Annotated in this window: 26 protein-coding genes and 1 pseudogene; 15 read left to right on the top strand and 12 right to left on the bottom strand. The window is 64.2% G+C overall.

What is annotated here, in order from left to right; all coding sequences use genetic code 11:
- Window position 1 precedes the first annotated feature (1 nt).
- Window positions 2-664, bottom strand: coding sequence for a helix-turn-helix domain-containing protein (locus C7411_RS13605; protein ID WP_110384800.1), 663 nt, complete (start codon window positions 662-664; stop codon window positions 2-4).
- 348 nt (window positions 665-1012) lie between these two features.
- Between C7411_RS13605 and C7411_RS13600 the strand changes: the two genes are divergently transcribed.
- A complete protein-coding gene (locus tag C7411_RS13600; RefSeq protein WP_110384799.1) occupies window positions 1013-1216 on the top strand; it encodes a DUF6900 domain-containing protein in 204 nt (67 codons plus the stop codon).
- Between the two features lie 199 nt (window positions 1217-1415).
- Here C7411_RS13600 and C7411_RS13595 read toward each other — a convergent pair whose 3' ends face one another.
- The 4 genes from C7411_RS13595 to C7411_RS37030 all read right to left on the bottom strand — a co-directional run bounded on the left by C7411_RS13595 (window position 1416) and on the right by C7411_RS37030 (window position 4438).
- Complete coding sequence (locus tag C7411_RS13595; protein WP_110384798.1) at window positions 1416-1922, bottom strand: metal-dependent hydrolase; 507 nt, start codon at window positions 1920-1922, stop codon at window positions 1416-1418.
- 130 nt (window positions 1923-2052) lie between these two features.
- The gene (locus tag C7411_RS13590) at window positions 2053-2409 is read right to left on the bottom strand and encodes a sugar ABC transporter ATPase (protein WP_110384797.1); all 357 of its coding nucleotides are present in this window, start codon (window positions 2407-2409) and stop codon (window positions 2053-2055) included.
- Window positions 2410-2603: 194 nt separating this feature from the next.
- Window positions 2604-3764, bottom strand: coding sequence for a porin (locus C7411_RS13585; RefSeq protein ID WP_110384796.1), 1161 nt, complete (start codon window positions 3762-3764; stop codon window positions 2604-2606).
- 383 nt (window positions 3765-4147) lie between these two features.
- A complete protein-coding gene (locus C7411_RS37030) occupies window positions 4148-4438 on the bottom strand; it encodes a hypothetical protein (RefSeq protein ID WP_133253653.1) in 291 nt (96 codons plus the stop codon).
- On the opposite strand from C7411_RS37030, the gene C7411_RS13580 reads away from it, so the two are divergent.
- On the top strand, window positions 4437-4958 hold the full coding sequence (locus C7411_RS13580; RefSeq protein WP_110384795.1) for a hypothetical protein: 522 nt from the start codon (window positions 4437-4439) through the stop codon (window positions 4956-4958). The genes C7411_RS37030 and C7411_RS13580 overlap by 2 nt on opposite strands.
- Before the next feature lie 18 nt (window positions 4959-4976).
- Here C7411_RS13580 and C7411_RS13575 read toward each other — a convergent pair whose 3' ends face one another.
- Window positions 4977-5411 carry a hypothetical protein gene (locus tag C7411_RS13575; RefSeq protein WP_110384794.1) on the bottom strand — a complete coding sequence of 145 codons (435 nt, stop codon included), beginning with the start codon at window positions 5409-5411 and terminating at the stop codon, window positions 4977-4979.
- A gap of 214 nt (window positions 5412-5625) precedes the next feature.
- Between C7411_RS13575 and C7411_RS13570 the strand changes: the two genes are divergently transcribed.
- The 7 genes from C7411_RS13570 (at window position 5626) to C7411_RS38620 (ending at window position 13240) form a co-directional block, all read left to right on the top strand.
- Entirely contained in the window at window positions 5626-6315 is a 690-nt protein-coding gene (locus C7411_RS13570) for a CDP-alcohol phosphatidyltransferase family protein (protein ID WP_110384793.1), read from the top strand.
- The gene (locus C7411_RS13565; protein WP_110384864.1) at window positions 6312-7121 is read left to right on the top strand and encodes a 2OG-Fe(II) oxygenase; all 810 of its coding nucleotides are present in this window, start codon (window positions 6312-6314) and stop codon (window positions 7119-7121) included. The genes C7411_RS13570 and C7411_RS13565 overlap by 4 nt, the downstream gene beginning before the upstream one ends.
- Complete coding sequence (locus C7411_RS13560; protein WP_110384792.1) at window positions 7118-8128, top strand: flippase-like domain-containing protein; 1011 nt, start codon at window positions 7118-7120, stop codon at window positions 8126-8128. The genes C7411_RS13565 and C7411_RS13560 overlap by 4 nt, the downstream gene beginning before the upstream one ends.
- A gap of 27 nt (window positions 8129-8155) precedes the next feature.
- On the top strand, window positions 8156-8935 hold the full coding sequence (locus C7411_RS13555; RefSeq protein ID WP_110384791.1) for a phosphocholine cytidylyltransferase family protein: 780 nt from the start codon (window positions 8156-8158) through the stop codon (window positions 8933-8935).
- 138 nt (window positions 8936-9073) lie between these two features.
- A complete protein-coding gene (locus C7411_RS13550; protein WP_110384790.1) occupies window positions 9074-10477 on the top strand; it encodes an MFS transporter in 1404 nt (467 codons plus the stop codon).
- A gap of 134 nt (window positions 10478-10611) precedes the next feature.
- Window positions 10612-12342: a gamma-glutamyltransferase gene (ggt, locus tag C7411_RS13545; RefSeq protein ID WP_110384789.1), complete on the top strand. Its 1731-nt coding sequence runs from the start codon at window positions 10612-10614 to the stop codon at window positions 12340-12342.
- Window positions 12343-12697: 355 nt separating this feature from the next.
- Window positions 12698-13240, top strand: a complete 543-nt coding sequence (locus tag C7411_RS38620) for a helix-turn-helix transcriptional regulator (protein ID WP_110384788.1) — start codon at window positions 12698-12700, stop codon at window positions 13238-13240.
- 144 nt (window positions 13241-13384) lie between these two features.
- Here the strand turns inward: C7411_RS38620 and C7411_RS13535 are convergent.
- A pseudogene (locus C7411_RS13535) lies at window positions 13385-13489 on the bottom strand (LuxR family transcriptional regulator); the annotation flags it as partial.
- Between the two features lie 177 nt (window positions 13490-13666).
- Between C7411_RS13535 and C7411_RS13530 the strand changes: the two are divergent.
- Window positions 13667-14701: a VTT domain-containing protein gene (locus C7411_RS13530; protein ID WP_110384787.1), complete on the top strand. Its 1035-nt coding sequence runs from the start codon at window positions 13667-13669 to the stop codon at window positions 14699-14701.
- Between the two features lie 125 nt (window positions 14702-14826).
- Window positions 14827-15852, top strand: coding sequence for an aldo/keto reductase (locus C7411_RS13525; protein ID WP_110384786.1), 1026 nt, complete (start codon window positions 14827-14829; stop codon window positions 15850-15852).
- A 27-nt stretch (window positions 15853-15879) separates the two neighbouring features.
- Here the strand turns inward: C7411_RS13525 and C7411_RS37480 are convergent, their stop codons facing one another.
- The 3 genes from C7411_RS37480 to C7411_RS13515 form a co-directional block, all read right to left on the bottom strand.
- Window positions 15880-16056 carry a hypothetical protein gene (locus C7411_RS37480; RefSeq protein WP_165822801.1) on the bottom strand — a complete coding sequence of 59 codons (177 nt, stop codon included), beginning with the start codon at window positions 16054-16056 and terminating at the stop codon, window positions 15880-15882.
- A gap of 560 nt (window positions 16057-16616) precedes the next feature.
- Window positions 16617-17318 carry a carbonic anhydrase gene (locus C7411_RS13520; RefSeq protein ID WP_110384785.1) on the bottom strand — a complete coding sequence of 234 codons (702 nt, stop codon included), beginning with the start codon at window positions 17316-17318 and terminating at the stop codon, window positions 16617-16619.
- 563 nt (window positions 17319-17881) lie between these two features.
- On the bottom strand, window positions 17882-19153 hold the full coding sequence (locus C7411_RS13515) for an MFS transporter (protein ID WP_110384784.1): 1272 nt from the start codon (window positions 19151-19153) through the stop codon (window positions 17882-17884).
- A 106-nt stretch (window positions 19154-19259) separates the two neighbouring features.
- Here C7411_RS13515 and C7411_RS13510 point away from each other — a divergent pair, with 106 nt between their 5' ends.
- Both C7411_RS13510 and C7411_RS13505 read left to right on the top strand, forming a co-directional pair.
- Entirely contained in the window at window positions 19260-20141 is an 882-nt protein-coding gene (locus C7411_RS13510) for a LysR substrate-binding domain-containing protein (protein ID WP_110384783.1), read from the top strand.
- A 487-nt stretch (window positions 20142-20628) separates the two neighbouring features.
- Entirely contained in the window at window positions 20629-21027 is a 399-nt protein-coding gene (locus tag C7411_RS13505) for a BON domain-containing protein (RefSeq protein WP_110384782.1), read from the top strand.
- 170 nt (window positions 21028-21197) lie between these two features.
- Here C7411_RS13505 and C7411_RS13500 read toward each other — a convergent pair whose 3' ends face one another.
- Window positions 21198-22151, bottom strand: a complete 954-nt coding sequence (locus C7411_RS13500; protein WP_110384781.1) for a LysR family transcriptional regulator — start codon at window positions 22149-22151, stop codon at window positions 21198-21200.
- 329 nt (window positions 22152-22480) lie between these two features.
- Here C7411_RS13500 and C7411_RS13495 point away from each other — a divergent pair, with 329 nt between their 5' ends.
- Window positions 22481-24007: a CoA-acylating methylmalonate-semialdehyde dehydrogenase gene (locus tag C7411_RS13495; RefSeq protein WP_110384780.1), complete on the top strand. Its 1527-nt coding sequence runs from the start codon at window positions 22481-22483 to the stop codon at window positions 24005-24007.
- A 51-nt stretch (window positions 24008-24058) separates the two neighbouring features.
- Window positions 24059-24949 (top strand): 3-hydroxyisobutyrate dehydrogenase, encoded by an 891-nt coding sequence (mmsB, locus tag C7411_RS13490; protein WP_110384779.1) that lies wholly within the window; start codon window positions 24059-24061, stop codon window positions 24947-24949.
- 91 nt (window positions 24950-25040) lie between these two features.
- Here mmsB and C7411_RS13485 read toward each other — a convergent pair whose 3' ends face one another.
- Window positions 25041-26096 carry a phytoene/squalene synthase family protein gene (locus C7411_RS13485; RefSeq protein ID WP_110384778.1) on the bottom strand — a complete coding sequence of 352 codons (1056 nt, stop codon included), beginning with the start codon at window positions 26094-26096 and terminating at the stop codon, window positions 25041-25043.
- Between the last annotated feature and the right edge of the window lie 61 nt (window positions 26097-26157).

Below are 26157 nucleotides of genomic sequence, written 5' to 3'. Positions count from 1 at the left end.
TTCAGCTAGCTGCGAGCTTCGTCCTGGGGCGTGACTTCGACGTTGCCGGCGTTTCCGGCGCGATGCCGGGCAGGCGCGCGCTCGTGGCCATCCACAGCACTTCGGCGTCTTCCTCGCTCGTCGAAATGGCCGCGTGGCCCGTGCGGCTGTCGAAGTAGAGGCTGTCGCCCGCGTCCAGACAGGTGGGTGCGTAAAGCTCGGAATACAGGCACACGCTGCCGCTGATCACGTAGAGAAACTCTTCGCCTTCGTGGCGGCCCCAGTCGTCGAACGCGTCGAGCGAATGCGCCGTGATGCGGATGCGAAACGGCAGCATTGCCTTGTGCGCGAGATCGGTGGCGAGCAACTCCATTTGATAGCCGCGATAGGCGTGACGCTGACCCGCGCCGCTGCGCGTGAGCGCGCGGCGGCCGCCGGCATTGAGCCTGAGCGGGGTGCCGAACAGCTCGGCCAGGTCGATTCGGAGCCCGCCGACGATCTTTTGCAGCACGTCGAAGGTGGGCGACATGAGTCCGTTTTCGACTTTGGACAGGGTCGAGCGCGAGACGCCGCACAGGCGGCTGGCCGTATCGAGCGTCAGGTCCTGGGCGACGCGCGCGGCGCGCACCCGGCGGCCGAGGTCGGTGGTCGCCGTGCTGGCGGATGGGGTGAGCGTGGAATCCATGGGCTACGTTCGAAGACTGACGAAAAGCCCTGGTTGGGCCGCGCGATGTCTTGCCGATCATATCAAACGGTTGCCCGCACGAAACCCAAGCCACGCCGGGCCGGGCCGCGACGTCGGCTCGGCGTCATGGGCAGCCTTCATGCGCCGACGCCCCGTTTAATTGTGAATTAAAACAATCCGGTTTAACGATTTTTAAAAATCGCTCCATCGATGATTTAACAATATTTAAAGATTTCCTGGGTTTGATATTAGAGCAGCACCTCAAAATGCGTCCATGCGCCGCGGCTCACACCGATTTTGATATTTATCATTGTAATCAGATGATTTAGATCAAGTGGAGAGCGCAAAATGCATGACGAACGACTCGAATTCTTGCTGGCAATCTCGCGAAGAACGCTCGGGATCGAGAGCTTCGAACTGACCGGGAAGCCGACCGCCGACGTGCACCTCGTGAGCGCAGAGGATATCGGCCGCGCGCTGGAGTCGGCGTACGACGCCGGGTTGATCGTCGGCTACCGCATGGGCCGCGCGGAGTGCGAGCAGAACACCTGAATTCCGCGTGACGCGATGCAGTGGCGGCGTCCTTTAAAGGGGTGCCGTTTTTATTTTGGCTTTTATTAAAACGATAATAAACGTTGCCTGATTAATCGGCGATGTCGCGCCTGATCAGTCCCGGCGATCGCTAATCGACGCTTCATCGGCTGCATGACACCCGGCGTGCCGGTGCCTGTTACCAGGGAAACCTGATGAATCAAACGAGCCGACGCAGCGGTGCGAGCGACCAGTCGTGCGGCACGCCGTGCACGGCGAAAAACCACGCGGCAGCCCATGACGCGGCCACGACGATCAGGTCGCAGCGTCCGCTGCGCCACCAGTTCAGCGAGTGCCGCTGAAAGATCCACGGCACACCGAGCGGATTGGGCCAGTCGGCGAACAGATGGATCATGCCTCCGCAAGCGAAGCCGAACGCGGGTGCCGCGAGCGGCAGGTGTCCGAGTGTGTGATACGACCACACGAGCAACGCGAGCCAGCCGATGCCCCAGTGCGTGAACGTGCGATGCGTGATCCAGAGGCGCCGCTTCTTGCTCCACCATGCGACCTCCAGCCAGTCGGGCGCCGATCCGCCCGCTACCCCCGCCGCGAACGCGAGCGCAGCGTAGAGATGCCATGCGCTATCGGCGCCCTGATGCGTGACGATTGCGGCGGCGATGACGCCGGCGGCCCAACCCGTGGCGTGATGTGCGGTGCCTGATGCCATGAAGCGGTGTGTTGCGAAGTCGAAGGGGGCGCAATCTTCGCAGATGTGTCGCCGTTATGACAGGGGGGCATGCGGGCGACATGCGGTACGTCACGTGGCGCGTGCAGTGCTGGCCCCAGGCGTTCGCGCGTCAGGTCGTGCAGCGCGCCACGTCGAAGCGCAGTTCTTCTTCAGGCGGATCGTTCGATGCAGAAGCGCCGTGCGTGACGCGAATGACCGAGCCGTGGCCGTTCGGCGTGAGCGTGACGAAGTACGACGCGTCCGTGCGCGAGCCGACGCTCAGCTCGGTCGTGTTGCCGTCACGCGAAGTGTGCACGCGCGGCAGGCGGCCTTCGAGGCAGCTCGCGACCGACGACGCCGAACGCGCCGACGAAGCATAGATCATCGGTTCGCCGTTCGAAGCGGTGCCGGACGGCGGTGTCGATCCGCAAGCGGCGATGAGCGCGAGCGGAGTTGCGGCGAGGAGTCGTTGCGTGAGCGTTTTCATGGGCGGCGTGACAATATCGAAGCAGCGGATTATGCCAATGAGTATACGCACCCTGATCTGGATCAAGGTCCACACAGACGTAAAAAGATGCAACAACTCACAAGAAAAAACGCACATGCGCTTGTGGCGCACGTGCGTTTCGCACAGGCAAGGCAGCGTGGCGGGTCGCGCCGGGTTTGCCCAACCCCGAGCGATCAGAAGCGGTGACGCAGACCGACCGTCGCGGCCACCTGGTTGTTCGTCGAAGAAGGCGAGAGCGTATTGATCGCAGCGGCGTTTGCGATGCCCGAGCCGTCGGTGTTATAGCCGAGCGAACCCGAAGCGTGCTGGTAGACGCCAGCGAGATAGACGTCCGTGCGCTTGCTCAACGAGTAGTCGGTGCCGAGCAACGCGGTGTGCCACTTCGGGCTGTTGTTGTTGCCAGTGCCCGTGACTGTGCCGTCAGTGAACGTGTAGGAGCCGATGAACGCGAGGGCTGGCGTCAGATGGTAAGCGCCGTTGAGCTCATAGTTGTCGACGTGCAGGTTCAGGCCCGCGAGGCCCGGCAGCGCCGCGCCGCCACTCGAGAGACTCTGCATGCCGTCGATCTGCGAGTGCGTCCATACGAAGCCAACCTGTGCCGGGCCGTACGTGTAGTTGACGCCCGCGCCGAACGAGCGCTGCAGCCGTGCCGAGATGTTCTGGTCGGCCGAAGCGGCGCTATTCGCGGCGCCAAGGCCCCCGGTGTTGTTCTGTTGCGAGTAGGCGGCTGCGACGTTCAGCGGGCCGTTGCCGTACGATGCGCCCACGCTCCACGCGCGGCCATTCGCGAAGCCGTTCACGTCGTTGCTGAAGCCGTACAGACCGCCGAACTGGAAGCCCTCGTAGTTCGCGCTGGCGTACTTGACCGAGTTCTTGATCGAATAGCTTTGCGCGAGGTTGTCGTTGTCGAACGGGTGGCCCGCGAGATTGTTGCCGAAGCCCGCGCCGGCTTCGGAGAGCGGCGAGAGGTAATCGACCATCGAGTCATACTGCCGGCCGAGCGTGAGCGTGCCGAACTGATCGCTCTTCAGGCCGACCCAGGCCTGGCGGTTGAAGCCGTTGTCGCCGTTCTTGTAGCCGCCGTTGTTGAGATTGAAGCCGCTCTCGAGGGCGAAGATCGCCTTCAGGCCGCCGCCCAGGTCTTCGGCGCCGCGAAAGCCGAAGTAGTTGTTCGAGAGCGCGCCGCTGCCCTGAGCCCACAGGCTGTGGCCGCCGACGTTGTTCGCGTAGACGATGCCGGCGTCGAGCGAGCCGTAAAGCGTGACGCTGCTTTGCGCATGGGCGCTTACGGCAAACGCACTGAGAACGCCTGCAGCAATGAGTGCTTTTTTCATGTTTTTCTCCGGTCAGAACTTGGGGAATTTCAGGCCGAATATTCTGGAAATCGATTTCGTGCCCGGATGATTCGCCACGAAGTGTAGTCCGAGATTCGGCGTATTTACGAAAATCGAAGCAACAATGCACTCATTTCATTTCGAGATTGGCATTAATCGCTGTAAGTGATTGCGTATAAAGAGATTTTCTGTTTGATTATTGGGTGCGACAAAATGGTCCGTATGGATAATCCGTTGTGCGGCCGCGACGGTGCGGCAAACCCGCGCAGGGTCTGGCCTAGCGCGAATTCATCGCTTTTTCAAGTGTGATTCTTGTTGTTTGGTGAAAGGTACTGTTCCAGATCATGGACTGAACACACGCAAGGCGCGGCGGTACAATTTCTTCAGCCCTCGACCAAGGGTGGTCTTTTTTCATCTGTTTTTACGCGGCTCTCGGGCCGCGTTTTTTTTTGCCCGCGGAAAATCATTTTAAATTGATGCGCGCGATGGAATGGTGCGTTGCGGAAAACGCAATGATTGAAGTTGCCGGCCGATATTCCGCTTCGATGACGGGATAATCCGAACCGGCTGGATAGAAAGACGCGGCGCCCGGCGCGCGACGCGATCCGGGTAGAATCCTGCCCTTGCCCCGCGACGGGCAAGTCCCGCGCAGAACCCGATGAAAATCCCGCCATGACCGATTCCTCGCCCGCAACCGATCCCGATTTCCCCGCCGACGACCTCGCAGCCGAAGCCGAGGTGATCCAGGAAGCGCGCCTGTGGCGCAAGGACGGCTGGACCGCGCGCGTGATCAAGAACGAGGACGACGACGGCTGGGCTGTCGAAATGATCAAGGACGGCGAGCCGGAACCTGCACTCGTCGGCCCGTGGACCATGGGCCGCGACAAGAAGAATCCCAAGCCGCTCGATACGCCGGCGTTCAACACGCTCGTGAAGACCGCCTCGGAGGTGCTGCGCCGGCACGAGCAGCAATTGCGCGCGCTGCTGCACAAGCGCGTGAGCGTGCAGACCGCCGAAGGCGATGTGGACGTGACACTCGACATCGTTCCCGACGAGTACGAGCCCTACGCGCTCATCAGCGCGATCGACGCGTTTGGCGAGCAACTCGCTCAGGCGCGGGTCGCGCCGAACTTCAAGCTGACGAAGGCGCGCGCCGAGGCCTGGGCCGAAGGCGGTTTCGGGCGTATCGAGTAGCGCTCAAAGCTTGCCCGCTTACTCCTGCTTGCAGAAGATCGCAGTCAATAGCGGCCCGGCATGGTGAGCGATGGCGTTATTGCCCGCCGCCGTGAGAGCCGCCTGCACCCTGGCCTGGGTGCCGACCACGACAGCCCCGTAGGCGGAAGGGGCAATGGGCGCGCCGTCGCCGGTCTTGAAGAGCGGGTCGTCCTTTTGGAAACCCACGATGGCGAACACGCTGAAGCCATACGCGGTCATGTGCCGGTCGTGCGCGGGCCAGAACGCGTTGATCGAATTGCTTTCGACCTTCATGGGCTTCGGATCGATCAGGTTTTGCGTGATGAGCCCCGAGATGAAGTCGTGCGCGGACTCGCTGCAGGTCAGCGAGTCGTCGATGGCGGCGGCGCGGGCGTTGCCCGCGAGAAGCGTCAGGAAAGCGAGAAAAAGGGCGGCAAAGGTAAAACGTTTCATTACGTGAATGGCGAAAGTGCGTGCGCCGGGGCCGGATTGGGGCGCACAACGGCCGGGCTGGCGCGAAGGGGTGCACTTTACGCGTGTTCGGGCAACTTCGCTTGCGGCGCTGCGGGAGCCGATCGGGCGTTCTGGCTTACAAATCCCAAGTGAAAAGTGGGGCGAACGTCGGACTTTCTGCAAGTTTTCTGGAAGGCGTATACATTACGCGGTTATGACCGAAAAAGATAAATCCGAAAAAACGGCTCCGCTACCGCGCACCTGGGACGCTCGCGCGGCGCGCTGGCTCGTCACTCCGCTCGTATCCACGTGGGTCACCCCGAATCATCTGACCACGCTGCGGCTTCTGATCGGCCTTGCCGGCGGCTTTTATCTGGCGTGCGGAGACTTTCTGTACGTCAATATTGGCGCATTTCTGATCGTCCTGTCGAATTTTGTTGATCATACCGACGGTGAACTGGCGCGTATCAGCGGCAAAACCAGTCGAATCGGGCATTTCTACGATCTCGCGGCGGACGCGCTCGTCACCGTCCTGCTGTTCCTCGGCATGGGCTACGGCCTCGGCGTCGTGGCCGCCCACTCCGGCGCCGAATGGCGTGTGCCGCCGGCCGTGCTCGGCGGCATCGCGGGCGTTGCGGTCGCGGTGATTTTTTTCCTGCGCATGCGCATCGAGGAAATGGCCGGCAAGGCGGGCACCCAGCAGGCGTTCGCCGGCGGCTTCGAGACTGAGGACGTGCTGTATCTGCTACCCCTTGTCACGCTGACGGGCGTCGTGTCGCCATTCATTATCGCGGCTTCGATCGGGGCGCCGTTGTTCGCCGTCTGGGTGGTGCTCGACTATGTGCGCGTGACGCGCCGCCAGCGCCCCGCCAAGGAAACCCGACAGGTGTGGAGCAGCAGATGAGCTTGCAAGCAGAACAAGAACAAGTCGTAGTGCCGCACGCTCCCGCGCCAGATCGCGCCGCACGCGAGCCGGCCGGAGAGCCGGACGGCGCGATCGGCCGCGCGCTGCAACCGCTGAATACCGCGCGCCTGCGCGACGACTATCAGCGCCAGGGCTCGTTCCTGTATCTCGCCGATTTTCTGCCTGCCGACGCCACGCGGCAGTTGATCGACGCAGCCAACGCGCTGCTTCCCGAAGTCAACCGCAACTATCTTCCGGGCCACAAGGCGGGCGGCAGCGTGAGCCGTCACACCATCGACCGCCTCGCGCCGTACATCGCCGAGCTCTACCGCTCGCCGCAACTCATTGCGTGGCTCGAAAAGATCACGGGCGAGCGCCTGCAGCTATCGCCCGAAGACGACCCGCACGCTTACGCGCTCTATTACTACACACGCGCCGGCGATCATATCGGCTGGCATTACGACACGTCGTATTACGACGGCCGCCGCTATACCGTGCTGCTCGGCGTGATCGACGAGTCGTCCTGCAAGCTCGACTACGAGCTGCACACGAAAGACCCGAACAAGGCGGACGAACCGGGCTCGGTGCAGTATCCGCCGGGCGCGCTCATCGTGTTCGATGGCGACAAGCTTCGCCATCGCGTCACGCCGAGCCTCGAAGGAGAAGTGCGCGTGTCGCTCACGCTCGAATACGTGACGAACCCGAACATGCGCCCGTGGCGCCGTTTCATCTCGAACATGAAGGACGCCATTGCGTACTTCGGTTTCCGCCAGGTGTTCCGCAAGGTGTTGGGAGGCAAGGCGTGAGCCGTGCTGCCATCCTGCTGCTGTCGGTCGGCACGGCGCTCTTCATTGCGCTGCTCGCCTGGCAGGGGCTCGGGTCGGTCACGGGCGCGCTCGCGGCCGCCGGCTGGGGCCTCGTCCTCGTCGCGGCGTTCCACGTCGTGCCGCTCGCGCTAGACGCGGGCGCCATCGCCGTGCTGTTTGGCAAAGACGGGCGCGTCGGCCAGCGTGATGCACTGCTCGCGCGGTGGAGCGGCGAATCGGTCAACAGCCTGTTGCCCGCTGGCCAGATCGGCGGCCCCGTGGCGATGGTGCGCCAGCTCGGGCAACGCGGCATGCCGATGCGCAACGCGGCTGCGGCCATCACCGTGAGCACGACGCTGCAGGCCGTCGCGCAGATCGTCTTCGCCATATTCGGCGTCGTGCTTTTTTCGGCCTACGCCGCGAATGGCGCGCCGCGCGATCTCGGCGTCGCCGCGCTGATCGCGACCGCCGTGCCTGGCGGCCTGATCGCGCTGTTCTATGTCGCGCAGCGCCGCGGTCTGTTCGGCCGCCTGCTGCGTCTCGCATCGAAAGTGTTCGGCAAGCGCGACTGGTCCGCGCTTGCCACGCGCGCCGACGCCATCGACGAAGCCGTGAAGTCGCTATACGCCCGGCGTGGCCGCGTGGCGGCCAGCTTCGCGCTGAGCCTCGCGGGCTGGCTCGTGGGCACGGTGGAAGTGTGGCTCGCGCTGCGCTTTCTCGGCCATCCCGTCGGCTGGATCGATGCGCTGCTGCTCGAGAGCATCGGCCAGGCGATTCGCGGCGCGGCCTTCGCCATTCCCGGCTCGCTGGGCGTGCAAGAGGGCGGGTTTCTGCTGCTTGCGCCGCTCGTCGGCCTGCCGCCCGAGGCGGCGCTCGCGCTCTCGCTTGCCAAGCGCGCGAGAGAAATCCTGCTCGGCTTGCCGGGACTTCTGTATCTGCATTTCAGCGAACGTAGCTGGCAACGCCGGCGCGCCTTGCGCGTGCCCGCTGTCGAAGTCGCCGATTGACTTTTTTCTTCCAAGGAACGTTTGCGCATGCGCGCCATCATTCTCGCGGCAGGCCTTGGCCTGCGCCTTCAGCAACCCGCTGGAGAACAGTTTCCGAAATGTCTGCTGCAGTTCGAGGGCGTGACGCTGCTCGAACGCCATTTGCAATACCTGGAAGAGGCGGGTGTCACGGAAGTCGTGCTCGCGCTCGGTTTCCAGCCTGAGCTGGTCGAGGCCGAACTCAAGCGCATCGGCTGGCCGCACAAGGTCGAGGTCGTGATGAATCCGCGCTTCGACCTGGGCAGCGTGCTCACGGTGCATCGCACGGCAGAAGCGCTCACGCGCGGCGGCGACGTGCTGCTCATGGACGCCGACGTGCTCTACGACGAGCGCGTGTTCGCGCCGCTCGTGGCGGGCGAGGCGCCGGCCAACCGCCTGCTGATCGACCGCGACTTCGAAGCCGGCGACGAGCCCGTGAAGCTGTGTCTGCGCAACGGCGTGCCCGTCGAACTGCGCAAGCAGCTGGCGGTCGGTCTGCAATACGATACGATCGGCGAGTCGGTGGGCTTCTTCCGCCTGAACGAAGCGACGACGCGCCGCTTTGCGCAGATCGTCGAAGGCTACGTCGATACGGGCCGCGCGAACCTGCCGCACGAAGAAGCGCTGCGCGACCTGCTGCTCGAACGCGGCAGCGAGTTCGAAACCGCGGACGTGACCGGCGCGCCGTGGATCGAGATCGACTTCCCCAATGACGTGACGCGCGCCGCGGAGCAGGTGCTGCCGCAATTGCGTCCCGTGGTGAGCCGTGTGAAGCAGACGGCTCTCTGAAGCGCATCCGCGCGCTTTTCGCTTCGTGCCGCACACACAAGGCGCGCCGCTTCATCTGTTGCCGGGTTCCCGTTTTCCGCAACAAGGGCCATAATGGCAGCTTTACGCCATCAGCCGCGCTGATCGTCGTTCCCGCCCATGCCATTAGCCCTCGGCACATTCATCGTTCCGCTCATTGTCGCGTGCTCGATGTTCATGGAGAACGTGGACGGGACGGTCATCGTCACCTCGCTCCCCGCACTGGCCCGCGATCTCGGCCAGGACCCCATCACACTCAAGCTGGCCGTCACGAGCTACGTGATCGGCCTCGGCGTGTTCATTCCGATCTGCGGCTGGGTGGCCGATCGCTTCGGCTCGCGCAATGTGTTTCGCACGGCCATCGGCATCTTCATGGCGGGGTCGTTGTTGTGCGCGGCTTCGCGTTCGCTCGAGATGTTCGTGGCCGCCCGCTTCGTGCAGGGCATCGGCGGCGCGATGATGGTGCCGGTTGGACGCATCATCATCTTCCGCTCGCTGCCCAAATCGGACTTCATCCGCGCAGTCAACTATCTCACGGTGCCCGCGCTGCTCGGGCCGGTCGTGGGGCCGCCGCTCGGCGGCTTCATCACCACCTATCTGCACTGGCGGCTGATTTTCTTCATCAACATTCCGATCGGCGTGCTCGGCATCTGGCTCGCGAACCGGCATATCGCGAACATGCACGAGGAACATCCCGGGCGGCTCGACTGGGCCGGCTTCGTGCTTTCCGCGGGTGGGGCGTCGCTGTTCATGCTCGGCCTGTCGCTCGTGGGCGGGGAGCTCGTCGCCACCGGCACTGCGGTGACGATGTGCGTGATCGGCGCATTGCTGCTGGGCGCCTACTGGTTGTACGCGCAACGAGTCGAGCGGCCCGTGCTCGATCTGAAATTTCTGCGCATCCCCACGTTCAATGCGAGCGTGGCGGGCGGATCGCTGTTTCGCATCGGGCTTGGCGCCGTGCCGTTTTTGTTGCCGCTCACGCTGCAGGAAGGGCTCGGCATGACGGCGTTCGCTTCAGGCGCCATCACCTGTGCTTCGGCGTTCGGCTCGATCTTCATGAAGGCGATCGTCTCGCGCGTGCTCGGGCGCTTTGGTTTTCGCCGCACGCTGATGGTCAACGCGGTGCTCGCGGGCACGGCCATCGCGATATGCGGCGCGTTTTCGCCTGGCACGCCGGTGTGGCTCATCTGGGTCATCGTGCTCGCGGGCGGCATTTTTCCTTCGCTGCAATTCACCGGCCTCAATTCGCTCGCGTATGCCGATATACCGACGCGCGACATCGGCCGCGCCACGAGCGTGGCAAGCGTGATCCAGCAGGTGTCGCTCGGCCTCGGCGTGACGGTCGCGGGCCTCGTGCTGCAGATTTCGCATCGGGTGCAAGGGCATTCGGCCATCGTCTGGTCCGATTTCTGGCCCGCGTTTCTCGTGGTCGGACTCTTTTCGGTGGCGTCGATTCCGGTGACGATGCGCTTGCCCGCCAATGCGGGAGAAGAAATTGCGCGCGGCCGGCGCGGCAAGGCCTGATCCGGTCCAGGAGGGCGCCGCCTTGGTCGGCAGCGGAAATCAGCGGATCGCCGGATCGCAATCGTTTTCCTGGCGTGCTATAAGGCCAAGGCAGGTTTCCGGTAGGCCAACGAACCGAATCATGGGTGAACTCAATGAAGCTGGTTGAAAAAACGAAAATCTCCGCTGCCGCTCTCGCACTGCTTTCGCTATCCGCCTTGTCCACGGGCTTCCTCGAAGCCACGCCGGCCTTTGCGAAGGATACGCAGCAACGTCCTGCGGTCCTCAATGCATCGGCCGTGGCCGTTGCCGACAAGTACGCGGCCGACGCCGCCGAGCAGATCTTCAAGGAGGGCGGCAACGCCGTCGATGCGGCGGTCGCCATCGCCTTCTCGCTCGCCGTGACGTACCCCGAAGCCGGCAACATCGGCGGCGGCGGTTTCATGACGCTCTACGTGAACGGCAAGCCTTACTTCCTCGACTATCGCGAGCGCGCGCCGCTTGCCGCCACGCGCACGTTGTACCTCGACGACAAGGGCAACGTGATCCCCGGCAAGAGCCTCTACGGCTACGACGCCGTGGGCGTGCCGGGGACGGTCGAGGGCATGTGGGAAGCGCAGAAGCGCTTCGGCAAGCTGCAATGGAAGCAGGTGCTCGCGCCGGCGATCCAGTACGCGCGCGACGGCTTCGTCGTGGACGAGCAACTCGCGAAGCGCCGTGAGGCCGCGGAAAAGGACTTCGCCGGCAAGACCAATTTCGACGACTACTTCGGCAACCTGAAGGAGGGCGTGACGTTCAGGCAGCCCGATCTTGCCAACGTGCTCACGCGCATTGCGAACCAGGGCGCGAAGGACTTCTACGACGGCAAGACCGCGGACCTGATCGCCGCCTCGATGAAGGGCCACGGCCTCATCACGAAGCGCGACCTGCAGGAGTACAAGGCGGTGTGGCGCCAGCCCGTGGAGGCGAAGTGGAACGGCTACGAGATCATCACCGCGCCGCCCCCGAGTTCGGGTGGCGTGGGCCTCGTGCAGCTGCTCAAGATGAAGGCGATGCTGGCGCCGCAATTCAAGGACGTGCCGCTCAATTCGGCGCAGTACATCCACCTGATCGCGGAGATCGAGAAACGCGTGTTCGCGGATCGCGCGCAATATCTCGGCGATCCCGACTTCTACAAGGTGCCGGTCGCCCAGCTCACCGACGACGCGTACCTCGCGAAACGCGCCGCCGAAGTCGACCCCGACAAGCCTTCCGACACGAAGAGCGTGCAGCCGGGCCTCGGCACCTCGATGCCCGAGAAGGCGGAAACGACGCACTTCTCGGTGGTCGACAAGTGGGGCAACGCCGTTTCGAACACGTATACGATCAATGGCTACTTCGGTTCGGGCGTGGTCGTGCCGGGCGCCGGCATCGTGCTCAACGACGAGATGGACGACTTCGCGGCCAAGCCCGGCGTGCCGAACATGTTCGGCGTGGTGGGCAGCGACGCGAACGCGATTGCGCCGAAGAAGCGTCCGCTTTCGTCGATGACGCCGACTATCCTCACGAAGGACGGCAAGGTGGCGCTCGTAATCGGCACGCCGGGCGGTTCGCGCATCTTCACGTCGGTGTTCCAGGTCATCACCAACAACTACGACTTCGACATGCCGTTGAAGGACTCGGTGGCGGCGATGCGCTTCCACCATCAGTTGCTGCCGCCCAACACGATCTTCTGGGAGCCGTACCAGCCGATCGACGGCGAACTGGCAAAGCAGGTCGAGGCGAAGGGTTACGTGCTGAAGGCGCAGGCCTTTAACGGCGACATTCAGGCGATCCGGATCAACGGCGATACGCCCGACGCGGTTTCCGACCCGCGCGGCCGCGGCGTGTCGCGTCTGATCCAGTAAAACCGCGACGCCGATGCGAAACCATGCGCCGCGCATGACGGCAAACCAGTTCGCATCGGCAAGTTGGCATGGGGTGGCAAAAGTTTGCATGAAATGAGCGTTTATCCCTAAATTTGGGGATGCCGCTCCCGTATTCATCGCGTACTATGCAACCTCCGGCGGAAGACAGCCCTTTGCCGGCGTGTGTTTTTCTTGGGGCGGCTTTTGCCGCCCCATTTTCTTTTCGGCATTTCCGCTTCACAGCTTCACGGTCGGACCGCATAGTGACTTCGTCGGGCGAGGTTCCCTGGCTCCGACGTTTGCGCCGCCACGCGAGCGAGGCGCGCGCCCGCTCCACGACTCATCGCAACCGGGCATGGACCTGACGAGCCGCGAACTCGCGTTGATCGCCGACGTCTTCAAGCTGCTGGCCGACCATATCTTGCCGGAGGGCGCCTTGCGCCTCGAGGTGGGGCGGCGTCTGCTCGAATTGCTGCGCGCCGACGGCCTGCAAGCGGGGGCAGACCTGTTCGTCTGGTCGGGCGAAGACAATCTCGATCATCTGCGCATTCGGCGCGGCAAGCGGCGCGAACCTTTTTCCGACCGGGAGCGGGTGCTGTTCGATCTGGTGCGCCCGGCTTTCGTTGCCGCGCTGGCGCGCTCGCGCGCGCAGACGGGGCAGGTTCAGCCGTCGCCAACAGACACATCCAGTGCGGATAACGAGGCGATCAGCCGCCTGACGCGGCGCGAGCGCGACGTGGTCGCGCTCGTCGTGGAAGGGCTGCTCGACAAGGAGATTGCCGAGCGGCTGGGCATCTCTTATACGACCGTGCGCACCCATCTCGATCGTTCGTTTCAGAAACTCGGTGTCACGAACCGTTCGCGTCTCGCGCGGCTCGTGCAGTCGGCGCGGCGCTGAGGCGCGCTGCGCTTCCCCTTATTCCGGCGCGGCTGCCGAAACGTTCTCGCCCGCCGCATCGACCAAGCCGAGGCAGGTTTGCGCGTTGCCGATCCGCTCGATCGCGAGCAGCGCGAAGCGCGCGAGAAAGAGCGACGTCGCGCAGAAGCGTCCGCCGCGATGATCGGCCACGGAAACCGTGCGCGGCCGGTTACCGAATTCGTAAGCGAACACAGTGCACTGCGTGACCGATGTCGCCGGGCCGAGCATGTCGCCTCAGCGCGAAAGCGCCCGTGGCGGGGCCCGATCGCCATGGGCGATGCCGCCGTGAGCCTTGCGTCAATGTAAGCAAGGAATGGCACGTTGGGGTAATCTCCACCCTCGGCCGGCGCGGTATTCGCGCCATGTTGACTTACCTGAACATCCCTGCGCGCAGGTTATCTCGAAATGTTGACGCTCCCCACCGCGATTCCACCCGATTTCGGCGCCGGAGCGGTCTTTCTCAGCGTACTCGTGACGCAACTGGGCGTGCCCGTGCCGGCCGCGCCGGTGTTGATTCTCGCGGGCACGATGGCGGCGAGCGGCGAGACATCGTACGGGAGCCTGCTGGCGGCGGCCGTGATCGCCACGCTGCTCGCCGATTCGCTGTGGTTCGCCGCGGGCCGCAAGCGAGGGCGGCGTCTGCTCAACGGGCTCGTGCGTTTTTCGCTGTCGCTGGACACGACGATCCGCATCGCGCGCAACGTCTTCGAGCGCTACGGCGCGCCCATTCTCGCCGTGGCGAAGTTCGTGCCGGGGCTCGGCCTGATTTCCGCGCCGCTGCTCGGCACGACGACGGTGGCGGTGCACGTCTTCCTGCTGTGGGACACGGTCGGCGCGGCGTTGTGGGCGGGCACCTGGCTGCTCGGCGGCGCGGCGCTGCATGCGGAAATCGTGCAATTCGCGGCGTTCGTGCGCGCGAACGGCATGACGATTTTCGACGTGCTCGCCGTGGCGGGCGTGTTGTTCCTCGCCTGGCGCTGGCTGCGGCGCATGCAGTTCCGCCACTGGCTGGCGACGCACCGCATTTCGCCCGATCAGCTCGACGAGATGATGAAGTCGAGCGCGCCGCCCATCGTCCTCGACGCGCGCCCGCAAGCCGTGCGCGAGAAGGAGGCCTACCGGATTCCCGGTGCGCGGCCGCTCAATCTCGAATCGAACGAAGAACTGTCGCCCGAGCTGATTGGGCGTCCGATCGTCGTGTATTGCGTGTGCCCGAACGAAGCGACGGCCAAGCGCATTGTCGATCAGTTGCGCACCAAGCACATCTACCATGCGCGCGCGCTCAAGGGCGGCCTCGACGCCTGGGAGCGCCACGGTTATCCGGTCGAACCGCTGTCCAACGAATTCCACGCGGAGTTCCACGCGGCGCACGCCCATGCCGACGAACTCGAAGCGGACGAGGAACCGGAATACACCGTGCGGGCGAGTCTTTCCGAATAGCGGGGGGGCGGCGGCGCTGCGAGTCCTTCGCCGGGAGACCTTTACGGCAAGCCCGAATCGAAGCGCGTAGACTCGTCCGCTATCGGCATCTCATCGTCAACCGCTTGATCAATGGAGGATCGGAAATGGAATACCGTTTTCTGGGCGCGTCCGGAATGAAGGTGCCGGTGCTGAGCTTCGGCACAGGCACATTCGGCGGCAAAGGCGAGTTCTTCGAGGCCTGGGGCGCAACCGATGTCGCCGAAGCGCGCAAGCTCATCGACATCTGCCTCGACGCCGGTGTGACGATGTTCGACACGGCCGACATCTATTCGAGCGGCGCGTCGGAGTCGGTGCTCGGCGAAGCGCTCAAGGGGCGGCGCGACAAGGCGATCATCTCGACCAAGGCGACCTTCCGCTTCGACGACGAACCCAACAACGTGGGCTCATCGCGCTTTCACTTGAAGCGCGCGGTCGACGCGGCGCTCAAGCGTCTGCAGACCGACCATATCGACCTGTTCCAGTTGCATGGATTCGATGCGCGCACACCGGCCGAAGAGGTGCTGTCCACGCTCGACGAACTCGTGCGCGCAGGCAAGATTCTCTACACAGGCGTGTCGAACTTCTCCGGCTGGCACCTGATGAAGTCTTTGGCCGTGGCCGATCGCTACGGCTATCCGCGTTACGTCGCGAACCAGACGTACTACTCGCTGATCGGCCGCGACTACGAGTGGGAGCTGATGCCGCTCGGGCTCGACCAGGGCGTGGGCGCGGTGGTGTGGAGCCCGCTGGGCTGGGGGCGTTTGACCGGCAAGATCCGGCGCGGCCAGCCGCTGCCGGAGAAGAGCCGTTTGCACAAGACGGCCGAGCAGGGTCCGCCGGTGCCGGACGAGTATCTCTTTCGCGTGCTCGACGCCGTCGACGAGATCGCGCGGGAAACCGGCAAGACCGTGCCGCAGATCGCGTTGAACTGGCTGCTGCAGCGGCCGACGGTCGCGACGGTGCTGATCGGCGCGCGCGACGAGGCGCAGTTGCGCCAGAACCTCGGCGCCGTGGGCTGGAACCTCACGCCCGAGCAAGTGGCGAAGCTCGACGCCGCGAGTGCGGTGCGGCCCGTCTACCCCTACTGGCACCAGGAGGGTTTCGCTGAGCGCAACCCGTCACCGGTGTGACGGATAGCTTCGCCCGGTGAGATTTGATCAAGCCGCGCCAGTCTGGCGCAGGATCTGGGTCGCGCCCAGATGCAGCGCCAGCGCGAAGAACTCGCGCTCCGCAAGATTGAGGGTCTTCGCGGCGGCCATCGCGCGGCAATGGTCTTCCGGGTGCAGAAACAACTTCACTTCGACTTTCGACTGACGGTTCTGCGCGGACTCCATGGATGCTTCTCCTTCGGTAACCGGGCGCTCGGCCCGTGACGGGTGCGAAGCCCATTACCGGGCGTCCATACGCGCAAGAGCGCGCGCCGTTTGCCGCGACGTGGCGGCAGCATGAAAACGGCGATGACGCGGAGTGGGCCTTTCGAGTTCGCCTGCAGCGACGCGTGCGCGACGGCAGGACACGCGCGCTGAATTAGCGAAGCGTGGGACGGCGCAATGCGCCGGTAGTGCGGTTGAAGCCGGGATGAGACAGGTGATGCGACGGCGGGGCAACGTGCTGCATAGCGACCAACCTCCGGGATTCTTCTTCTTGTGCGGCAAGGTGCCGCATGTGGTACGGGCCAGAGTGTAGTCGGGTTTTATCCTGGGGTAAACCCCTAATTCGAAAAGAATTATTACGTATATTGAGAAAAATCGCCTGGCAAGACCCGAAATGCGCTGTGAATGCACTTCAATTCATGCGCAATGCATAAGGAAAGTGTGATGGGGCGGCGTGAACTGCCGCCCCGGCGCTGGCCTGAAGGCCAGTGTGAAGGCGCGGGCGCGCCAGCGCCCGGCCGTTATTCCTCGACGCGCTTGCGCAGGCGCGCGCGCGCTTCGTCGAGCGACAGGAACTTGCCGCGTGCTTCGTCCAGCACGGTGACCTCGCCGTGGCCGATGTCATAGACCCAGCCCTGCAGTTCGAGCTGGCCCTGGGCGACGCGGGCCGCCACGGCGGGGTGCGTGCGCAGGTGCGTGAGTTGCAGGCGGACGTTTTCCTCCACGAGCGCCTGAACGATCTGGTCGTCTTCCAGACCGCGGATCTTGACCACGCTGCGCGCGGCTTCCGCGTTGCGCAGCCAGGCCTGCACGGTGGGCATGTCGGCCGTGGCTTCCGCGCCCGAGGCGAGTCCCTTCATTGCGCCGCAATCGGTATGGCCGCACAGCACGATCTGCTTCACGTTGAGCTCGAGCACCGCGAATTCCACGACGGCAGAAACGCCGCCGAGCATTTCCCCATATGCCGGCACGATATTGCCGATGTTGCGGCAAACGAACAGGTCGCCGGGTTTGGCCTGCGTGATCATTTCCGGCGAAACGCGCGAGTCGGCGCACGTGATGAAGAGCGTATGCGGCGCCTGGCTGTGGGCGAGGCTGTGGAACAGCTCCTTGTTGCCCGGAAAAACGTGATGAGTGAATTCGTCCACGCCGTTGAGCAGGTGTAACAGATCGCAGCCGCACGAATCGGAGTGACCGTCGTGCGGGTGGGTGTTGTCTGGCATGGATGTTTCTCTCTTGATCATGAATCGACACTATCGAATGGCAACAGCGGGAGTTTACGCTGAGCCGACCCCTTGCGGATCGGAAAACTTCGCGTCACGTTGCGCCGGACAAGCGCTTTCCCGGTTGTCGATCGTCGAACCGGCGGGATATGTCGATAAACCGGCCGAAAAGACGGCTAAGTGCGGGAAAACGGGCTGCTGCGAAGGCGCTGACGCGTCGCGCTTACGTTCGAAAAGCGATTTTCTCACGCTGGGCGCAATTGGCACACCCCGGGGTGTCGCCGGTGATGTCGGGATCGTGGGGAGGGAAGAGGCGCAACCGACCAGTCGGTCGGTGCACTCACCATGCCATGCGCCATTGGCCTGAAGAATGGGCAGCGGTGTCGTGGTGCCCGGGAAGCAGATCGTCTCCTGTGAGGGCATTGAGCGCCCAGCCAATCGCGCCCACGACGACGATGCCGAACAGCACGAGGAACCACGCGCCGCTCTCGATCTGTTCTTAAGCGGTCCGAATCATATCGCCGGGACTCGCGTGCAGGCCGCTTTCACGAGACGCGAGGCGCTCAAGGCTGACCACAGCGCGATCGTCCACGGGCTGGCGAATCAGCTTCAGGCGCAGCGGCGCGCCGCGACGGCATGAAGTACCACCCCGCGCAGAGCACTTGCAGCACGACGAGGACAGCCCACACGGTCTGATGCGCGACCGCCGGATAGTGGCCGTCGAGTGCGGGCCAATGCGCTAGCGCGGCGCCGATCGCGATCTGCAGAAGGAAGATGCCGATGAAGATGACGAGCGTGAACGTGGTGTTCACACGGCCGATCAGGCGCGGCGGGAAATAATCGGCGAGCACGGCATACGTGAGGATGCCGGTGCCGCCGAACGCGCCGTAAGCCGCCCAAAGCAGGGACGCGGGAAGCGGCACGCGCGCGGCGAGCAAGGCTTGCACGAGCACGAAGACGAGCATCGTGACGCCGGAAAAGAGCTGGACGCTCACGCCGCGCCGCTCGAAGCTGCGTGCGAGCGCGCCAAAGCCGATGTTGCCGACGATGAATGCGCCGCCCAGCACGGAAACGAGCGAGGCCGCGCGTGCACCGGCATCGGCGGTGCCGGCCGGCGCGACGTCGCGCAGGAACGCGCCGACCCACAACGACTGCATGGCGTAGAACACGGCCTGGGTGAGGCCCGAGAACGTCGCGGATTTCCAGAATGCATGGCTGCTCAAGATGTGCGCGGTGCCCTTGAACTGCTCGAGCACGCTCGCCTGGTGGTGCGTGTCGCGCGTGTGCGGGCCGGCAGTCCAGATGATGGCGGCCACGAGTACTGTGAGCGCTGCAAGCCCGAGACTCACGGCGCGCCAGGGCGCGATCGAGAGCAGCCACGAGAGCGGGGCGCCCACCGCTACGCCGCCGAGGCCGCCCACGGCCATCACGAGGCCGTTTACGAGCGTGAGCTGCGCCACGGGAAAGTGCTGCGCCGTGGCCTTGAACGCGCCGCCGAGGCAAACCGATACGCCCACGCCGATCAGCAGCCGGCCCGCCATCATTGCGGCCATGTTGTGCGAGACGCCGAAGATCAATGCGCCCGCCGCCGCCACGAGCATGACGCACGCGGTGACGCGGCGCGGGCCGTAATGGTCGAGCAGCACGCCGCCCGGAATTTGCGCGCCCGCGAAGCCGAGGAAATAGAGGCTCGTGAGCGTGCCGAGATCGGTCGCCGTGAAGCCCATTTCACGCGAGAGAAACGGCGCGAAGCCGAGATTGACGCCGCGAAACAGGTACGAAATGAAGTAGCCGAGCGCGAATACGGCGAAGACGCGCAGTCTGAGTGAGGTCATGTTGGGGGCGAAAGCGGATTGAATGCCTGGCTGTCGATTATTGGCGATTGCCGGGTGTGAGGCCAGAGAGGGATTTCAAACGGCATTGTGAGTAGAATTTGACGTCATGGCCCGACCGCTCCCCCCTTTGCAGGCGCTGCGCGCCCTTGAAGCCGCCGCACGGCGGCGCAGTTTCAGCCGCGCCGCGGAAGAATTACATTTGACGCACAGCGCCGTGAGCCACCACCTGCGCGCGCTCGAAACGGAACTCGGCGTCGAGCTGTTCCGCCGCGCGGGCAGCCGTATGATCCCCACGGCGGCGGGTGCACAGCTGGCCGAGCGCGTGCGCCGCAGTCTCGACGACCTGCGCGACGCGCTCGACGCCACGCGCCCCGGCGTGAGCGGCGTCACACGGCTGGAACTGAGCGTGATGTCCGATTTCGCGTCTGTCTGGCTGATTCCGCGCCTTGGCGACTTCTACGACCGCTATCCGATGGTCGACCTCTCGCTGCGCATGCACGCCGACGTGACGCCGCCCGATCCCTATCCCTTCGACATCGGCGTCTGGCATCGGCGGGTCGACGAGCCCGGCTTCCAGATCCGCAAGCTGCTGGACGACCAGGTCGTCGCGGTGTGCAGTCCGGCCCTGCTCGCACGTCATGCCGACTTTCGCATGGAAGATCTCGCGAGCATGCCGCTCCTGCGTTTTTCGCGCCGTTCGTGGCGCGACTTCTTCGAAGCGGCGGGCGTGGCCGGCGACGAGCCGCAGCGCGGACCGGTGTTCGACGACGCGGGCCTGCTGCTGCAGGCGACGGTGGCCGGTCAGGGGGTGGCGACGGCACGCCTGCAGCTCGCCCGCGGTTTCATCGAGCGCGGCGAACTGGTGCAGTTGGGACAGGTCCGCATTCCGGCTTCGCTCGACTATTACTTCACGTGGCGCGAGGGGCATCCGCGCGAGGCGGCGATCCAGCAGTTCTATCGATGGATAAAGGCGCAATTGGCCAATTGATGCAGGCCTCGCGTATTGCGCAACGGGTATTCGGGTTAGCCGCTGACCGTATTGTCAACGCTGCTTGTGTGATGCGCGTTGCTGTTTGAATAAAGCGGCTCAATCCCGCTCTGGATTACGCGATTAGTCATTGTATTCATATCGCATGCACCAAAGCGGATCATGGCCGAGGGCGCTGCACCGCACGTTTAAGTTAAGCATGGCAATGTAACGCCGGTGAATGGACCGTAAAACGGGCTTGTGAAGCTATTCAATTGCCGGCTTGCGCGATGGCTTCACTATTTGCACAATCGTCTGTATTCGTCTGCGGAAAGCGGCGGAAAGTGTGGCGTGGAATCACAGATTGGGCACGCTTCGTGTCAAGAATGAAATAGTTGCGGTATTGTTACTCCCCATCGCCGTTTGGTGCGTGAATGTTTTGTAGTCAATGGTGTAGTTAACGGCCCATTCCTGGGCCAGCAATAAGACTGACAACAGGAGAAACTGCATGAAGGCTATTCAGATGTTCAAGCTTGCCGCAGCCACGGCACTCGTGGCGGCCTCGTTCCAGGTCTACGCGCAGGACGCCTCGGCCCCGGCGGCCGCAGAAGCCCCTGCCAGCGGCCCGACGGCCGCAGCCCAGCACAACGTCAATCAATCGAAGGCAGCGTTGCGTCAGGCACGCGCAGCGAACCGTGCGCTCGGCCGCAAGGTCCGTGCGGCCCTCGCGCGTGACAAGAACGTGAGCGTCTCCAACATCACCGTGCGCGCGAAAGACGGCGCCGTCACGCTGCAAGGCACCGTGCCCGATTCGTCGCAGATCCAGCGCGCTGGCGATGTCGCCAAGGGCGTCGAAGGCGTGACGTCGGTGCGCAACGCGCTGACCATCCGCCCGGTTGGGACCTGAGCGTCGGCTGGCCGGCGCGCGTCCATCGCCCGTCGAGGTGCGGGCGCCGCCGCAGCAGCAAATGTCTTTCTTCCTGAAGGCCGCACATGCAGTCCCGTTGGTGGACTGCATGTGCGGCTTTTTTATTGCCTCGCGAAACATGACGCGCTATGCCGTCAAGCGCGTTGCGCTCACGGCTCGACGTAATGCATTTCCGGCGATTCGCCCATCAGCAGCGGGCGATTGGCGTCGGCGGCCGCGCGCAGATAATCCCACAGCGACGTGATGCGTCGCAGCTTGCGCAAGTCCTCGCGGCTGCACAGCCAGAAGCGCCGCGTCACCATGACTTCGTCGGGCAGGATCGGCACGAGGCGCGGGTCTGGTTCGGCCATGAAGCAAGGCAGGATCGCGAGCGCGCTGCCCTGCAGCGCAGCATGGTATTGCGCGATCACGCTGGTGCTGCACAGGTTCGCGGTCACGTTCGGCGCCGTGCGTTCGAGGTAGAGCAACTCGTGGCTGAAAGCCAGATCGGCGACATAGCTGATGAAGGCGTGATTGCGCAAGTCGGCGGCCGTGCGAATGCGTGCGTGGCGCTCGAGATACGCCGGCGTGCCGTACAGGCGCAAGCGGTAGTCGCATAGCTTCGTGTAGACGTACTGTCCGCGCTCGGGGCGCTCCAGCATGATCGCGAGGTCGGCCTCGCGCTTCGAAAGGCTCACGAAATGCGGCACCGGCAAGAGGTCGATCGACATGTCGGGATGCTGGCCCGTGAAGCGCGCCAATTGCGGTGCAAGAAAGAAGCAGCCGAAGCCCTCCGTCGAACCCACGCGCACATGGCCCGAGAGCGACTGCGCGCCGATCGCGAACTGCTCGCTCGCCGATTGCACCGTGGTTTCCACGGCATCCGCGTAAGCCAGCAGGCGCTGGCCTTCGGCCGTCAGCACGAAGCCGCCCGAGCGTGATTTGTCGAACAGGACGGTACCTAGCGCTGCCTCCAGCTCGCGCACCCGGCGCGCGACCGTGGTGTGGTCAACGCCCAGGCGTTTCGCTGCGCCGCTCGCGCGCTGTGTGCGCGCGACTTCGAGGAAGTAGCGCAGATCGTCCCAGTTCAGTGTCTCCATGCTGCTCGTTGTGTTTTTTTGCATATCGGATGGGCTTTTTCATCTCTATGCCGTGGATATTCGAATAACTATACTCGTTGACGAATGCGGCGGAAACAGACACGGTCGCACGACAATAAGGATGGAGACAGACGATGCAAATGCAGTCGTTCCCCCTGCGGGCCTGGCGCGCCCGTATTCAGCAGGACTCTCCTTTACCTCGCCCAGCTCCACTCTCAGCACGCTCGACATGACTGCACACGTTTGCACACAGTGCTCGCGCGCGTGCTGCGGCTGAAGATTTCGCCGACTCCGCACTTTTCGCCATATCCGGCCATGGCCGGCCCGTTCGAATCCATCAGGGAGAGTTCACGATGAACGCAGTGACCCAGGCATCCAACGCGCAAGTTTCGACCGTCAAGCTGCTCATCGACGGCGAGTTCGTCGAATCGAAAACGAAGGAATGGCGCGACATCGTCAATCCGGCCACGCAGGAACTGCTCGCGCGCGTGCCGTTCGCGACCGTCGAGGAAGTGGATCAGGCCGTGAAGGCCGCGCACGCCGCGTTCGCCACGTGGAAGAACACTCCGCTCGGCACGCGCATGCGCATCATGCTCAAACTGCAGGCGTTGATTCGCGAGCATATGCCGCGCATCGCGCAGACGCTTACCGCCGAGCAGGGCAAGACGCTGCCGGACGCCGAGGGCGACATCTTCCGCGGCCTCGAAGTGGTCGAGCACGCCTGCTCGATCGGCACGCTGCAGCAAGGCGGTTTCGCCGAGAACGTGGCGGGCGGCGTGGACACCTATACGCTGCAGCAGCCGCTAGGCGTGTGCGCCGGCATCACGCCGTTCAATTTCCCCGCGATGATTCCGCTGTGGATGTTCCCGATGGCGATCGTTTGCGGCAATACGTTCGTGCTCAAGCCTTCGGAGCAGGACCCGCTGTCGACCATGCAGCTCGTGGAACTCGCCATCGAGGCGGGCATTCCGAAAGGCGTCCTCAACGTCGTGCACGGCGGCAAGGAAGTCGTCGATGCGATCTGCACGCACGAACTCGTGAAGGCGATTTCGTTCGTCGGCTCGACGGCCGTGGGCACGCACGTTTATCGTCTGGGCAGCGAGCACGGCAAGCGCGTGCAGTCGATGATGGGCGCGAAGAATCACGCTGTCGTGCTGCCCGATGCGAATCGCGAGCAGGCGCTCAATGCGCTCGTCGGCGCGGCGTTCGGCGCAGCGGGCCAGCGCTGCATGGCGACTTCCGTAGCCGTGTTCGTGGGCACCGCGCAGCAATGGGTGGATGAGCTGGTGGAAAAGGCGAAGACGCTCAAGGTCAATGCGGGCCATGAGGCGAAGACCGATGTTGGCCCGGTCGTTTCGCGCGCCGCTAAAACGCGCATTCTCAGCCTGATCGACTCGGGCGTGAAACAGGGCGCCACGCTTGCGCTGGATGGCCGCGACGTGAAGGTGCCGGGCTACGAGAACGGCAACTTCATCGGTCCCACGGTGTTCACCAACGTGAAGACCGACATGGACATCTATACGCACGAGATCTTCGGGCCGGTGCTCGTTGTGCTCACTGCCAGGACGCTTGATGAAGCGATCGCCATCGTCAACGCGAATCCGTTCGGCAACGGCGTGGGCCTCTTCACGCAGAGCGGCGCGGCGGCGCGCAAGTTCCAGAGCGAGATCGACATTGGCCAGGTCGGCATCAACATTCCGATTCCGGTGCCGGTGCCGTATTTCAGCTTCACGGGTTCGCGCGGTTCGAAGCTCGGCGACCTCGGCCCGTACGGCAAGCAGGTCGTGCAGTTCTACACGCAAACCAAGACGGTTACCGCGCGCTGGTTCGACGATGCGACCGTGAGCGACGGCGTGAACACGACGATCAGCCTGCGCTGATGCGCCGCCCGGTATAAACATGGAGTACCGAACAATAAGGGAGAAAGGCTCATGAAAATCGGATTCGTCGGGCTGGGCCACATGGGCGCACCGATGGCGCTCAACCTGCTCAAGGCGGGACACACGGTGGCGGTGTTCGACTTGAGCGCGAGCGCGATGCAAACGCTCGCCGAGGCCGGCGCGCAGAAGGCCGCATCGGCGAAGGCGGCGGCAAGCGGTGCGGAGTGCGTCATCACCATGCTGCCGGCGGCGGCGCACGTGCGCAGTGTGCTCACCGCGCAAGACGGCGTGCTGGCGGGCATCGCGAAGGGCGTGACGATCATCGATTCGAGCACGATCGACCCTGCGAGCGTCAAGGAGTTCGCGAAGCTGGCCGAGGCGCAGGGGAACGCGTTCGTCGATGCGCCGGTGTCGGGCGGCACGGGCGGCGCGGCAGCGGGCACGCTCACCTTCATGGTGGGCGGCAGCGCGGCGCACTACGAGAGCGTAAAGCCGGTGCTCTCGGGCATGGGCAAGAACATCGTCCATTGCGGCGAGACCGGCACGGGGCAGGTGGCGAAGATCTGCAACAACCTCGTGCTGGGCATCACGATGGCCGGCGTGGCCGAAGCGATGGCGCTGGGAGAGGCGCTCGGCATCGACCCGAAAGTGCTGGGCGGCATCATGAACACGTCCACGGGCCGTTGCTGGAGTTCGGATACGTACAACCCGTATCCGGGCGTGATCGAGACGGCGCCTTCTTCACGCGGCTACACGGGCGGCTTCGGCACGGACCTCATGCTCAAGGATCTGGGGCTCGCCACCGACGCGGCCAAAGGCGTGCATCAGCCCGCGTACATGGGGGCGCTCGCGCAGCAGCTCTATCAGGCGATGAGCAGCCACGGCGACGGCAAGCTCGACTTCTCGGCGATCATCAAGCTGTATCGCGCCGGGAAAGGCTGAGGCGCGTAGTTTCGAGTCGCGAAAGGCGCGCGGTGAAGCGCGCTTTTTTTCGACCATATTTGCTAGGGCCTGTTATTAGCGTGAACAGGCCCTAGGCCCTGATGCGAGCCTCGACGCGCGCGAAGAGCCGCCTGAACCACACGCCGAGCAGCGCATTGGAAGGCGCGAGCGCGGTGGAGCAGGCAAGAATGCGATAGACATCGTTGCGCGTGACCTTCGAGGTCTTCGCGGGATCGAGCCAGTCGTCGTTGTCGACAAGGCGTTCGAGCGTTTCGAGGCCGATGAGAATGGGCCACAGGCAGGCAAGCCGCAGACGCACCGAAAGGCGCGGCAGCGCAAACGTATAGTCGATGGCCGCGCGGAAATGATCGAGCGCGATGCGCACGAGTTCGAGCATGATCGGCCGTGCGCGCGCCGAGGCGCCGGGCTGCAGCAGGTCCTGCCCGGTGAGCCCTGCCTGGGCCAGCATCGAAGCGGGCAGGTAGCAGCGGCCAATGCGCAGATCCTTGCCGCAGTCCCGCAGTACGTTCACCATCTGCAAGGCCTTGCCGAAGCGGATGCCGCGCGTGTACATGGTTTGTTCCAGCGAGGGCGCGAGCGTTCCGGGCAAGTGCATGTAGGTCATCTTCGTCCAGAACTCGCCGACGCAGCCCGCCACGAGATACGTGTAGCGGTCGAGTTCGTCCCACGCTTTGAGTGCGGCCACCTGGCCCGAGCGCTCGTCGGGGAAGGTGCGTAGATCGAACTCCATGCCTTCGGTGAGCGTCGTGACGATCTCGCGCACGGCCTTGCGGTCGGCGTCGCCGAGTTGCGTGAGCACGTCGAGCGCGCCGCCCAGCGATTCGAGCAGCAGCTTCTCGTCCGATTGCGTTTGCTGGCCCGCAACCTCGCCTGCGAGATCGGCGAGCAGGGTGTCATGGTTCGTCGCGCCGTTCACGCGCTCGCGCAGCGCGAGCAGCAGGGCGAGCCGCCGCTCGGGCGGAATCAGCGCGGTGTCGGCAATGGTGTCGGCGGCGCGCGCGAGCAGATAGGCTTCGCCCACGGGGTCGCGCATGCCGGCGGGCAGCACGCGCATCGTGAGGTAGAACGAACGGGAAACGCCTTTGAGCAACGGGCCCAACAGGAAGGCCCGGGTAGAATTCTGCATGTCGGATAGGGGCAGCGGGGGACGGATCGGACGCAGCCGCATTGTATCGTGGACGAAGGAG

Source organism: Paraburkholderia silvatlantica (assembly GCF_003096715.1).
Taxonomy (GTDB): Bacteria; Pseudomonadota; Gammaproteobacteria; order Burkholderiales; family Burkholderiaceae; genus Paraburkholderia; species Paraburkholderia silvatlantica.
The sequence above is the reverse complement of the archived record's forward strand: the minus strand, read 5'-3'. Positions and strand labels throughout refer to the sequence as shown.

Excerpts from the sequence above, each read along its gene's own strand:
- C7411_RS13605 (WP_110384800.1), bottom strand. The coding sequence starts at position 664 with ATGGATTCCACGCTCACCCCATCCGCCAGCACGGCGACCACCGACCTC.
- C7411_RS13600 (WP_110384799.1), top strand. The coding sequence starts at position 1,013 with ATGCATGACGAACGACTCGAATTCTTGCTGGCAATCTCGCGAAGAACG.
- C7411_RS13595 (WP_110384798.1), bottom strand. The coding sequence starts at position 1,922 with ATGGCATCAGGCACCGCACATCACGCCACGGGTTGGGCCGCCGGCGTC.
- C7411_RS13590 (WP_110384797.1), bottom strand. The coding sequence starts at position 2,409 with ATGAAAACGCTCACGCAACGACTCCTCGCCGCAACTCCGCTCGCGCTC.
- C7411_RS13585 (WP_110384796.1), bottom strand. The coding sequence starts at position 3,764 with ATGAAAAAAGCACTCATTGCTGCAGGCGTTCTCAGTGCGTTTGCCGTA.
- C7411_RS13580 (WP_110384795.1), top strand. The coding sequence starts at position 4,437 with ATGACCGATTCCTCGCCCGCAACCGATCCCGATTTCCCCGCCGACGAC.
- C7411_RS37030 (WP_133253653.1), bottom strand. The coding sequence starts at position 4,438 with ATGGCGGGATTTTCATCGGGTTCTGCGCGGGACTTGCCCGTCGCGGGG.
- C7411_RS13575 (WP_110384794.1), bottom strand. The coding sequence starts at position 5,411 with ATGAAACGTTTTACCTTTGCCGCCCTTTTTCTCGCTTTCCTGACGCTT.
- C7411_RS13570 (WP_110384793.1), top strand. The coding sequence starts at position 5,626 with ATGACCGAAAAAGATAAATCCGAAAAAACGGCTCCGCTACCGCGCACC.
- C7411_RS13565 (WP_110384864.1), top strand. The coding sequence starts at position 6,312 with ATGAGCTTGCAAGCAGAACAAGAACAAGTCGTAGTGCCGCACGCTCCC.
- C7411_RS13555 (WP_110384791.1), top strand. The coding sequence starts at position 8,156 with ATGCGCGCCATCATTCTCGCGGCAGGCCTTGGCCTGCGCCTTCAGCAA.
- C7411_RS13550 (WP_110384790.1), top strand. The coding sequence starts at position 9,074 with ATGCCATTAGCCCTCGGCACATTCATCGTTCCGCTCATTGTCGCGTGC.
- ggt (WP_110384789.1), top strand. The coding sequence starts at position 10,612 with ATGAAGCTGGTTGAAAAAACGAAAATCTCCGCTGCCGCTCTCGCACTG.
- C7411_RS38620 (WP_110384788.1), top strand. The coding sequence starts at position 12,698 with ATGGACCTGACGAGCCGCGAACTCGCGTTGATCGCCGACGTCTTCAAG.
- C7411_RS13530 (WP_110384787.1), top strand. The coding sequence starts at position 13,667 with ATGTTGACGCTCCCCACCGCGATTCCACCCGATTTCGGCGCCGGAGCG.
- C7411_RS13525 (WP_110384786.1), top strand. The coding sequence starts at position 14,827 with ATGGAATACCGTTTTCTGGGCGCGTCCGGAATGAAGGTGCCGGTGCTG.
- C7411_RS37480 (WP_165822801.1), bottom strand. The coding sequence starts at position 16,056 with ATGGAGTCCGCGCAGAACCGTCAGTCGAAAGTCGAAGTGAAGTTGTTT.
- C7411_RS13520 (WP_110384785.1), bottom strand. The coding sequence starts at position 17,318 with ATGCCAGACAACACCCACCCGCACGACGGTCACTCCGATTCGTGCGGC.
- C7411_RS13515 (WP_110384784.1), bottom strand. The coding sequence starts at position 19,153 with ATGACCTCACTCAGACTGCGCGTCTTCGCCGTATTCGCGCTCGGCTAC.
- C7411_RS13510 (WP_110384783.1), top strand. The coding sequence starts at position 19,260 with ATGGCCCGACCGCTCCCCCCTTTGCAGGCGCTGCGCGCCCTTGAAGCC.
- C7411_RS13505 (WP_110384782.1), top strand. The coding sequence starts at position 20,629 with ATGAAGGCTATTCAGATGTTCAAGCTTGCCGCAGCCACGGCACTCGTG.
- C7411_RS13500 (WP_110384781.1), bottom strand. The coding sequence starts at position 22,151 with ATGCAAAAAAACACAACGAGCAGCATGGAGACACTGAACTGGGACGAT.
- C7411_RS13495 (WP_110384780.1), top strand. The coding sequence starts at position 22,481 with ATGAACGCAGTGACCCAGGCATCCAACGCGCAAGTTTCGACCGTCAAG.
- mmsB (WP_110384779.1), top strand. The coding sequence starts at position 24,059 with ATGAAAATCGGATTCGTCGGGCTGGGCCACATGGGCGCACCGATGGCG.
- C7411_RS13485 (WP_110384778.1), bottom strand. The coding sequence starts at position 26,096 with ATGCAGAATTCTACCCGGGCCTTCCTGTTGGGCCCGTTGCTCAAAGGC.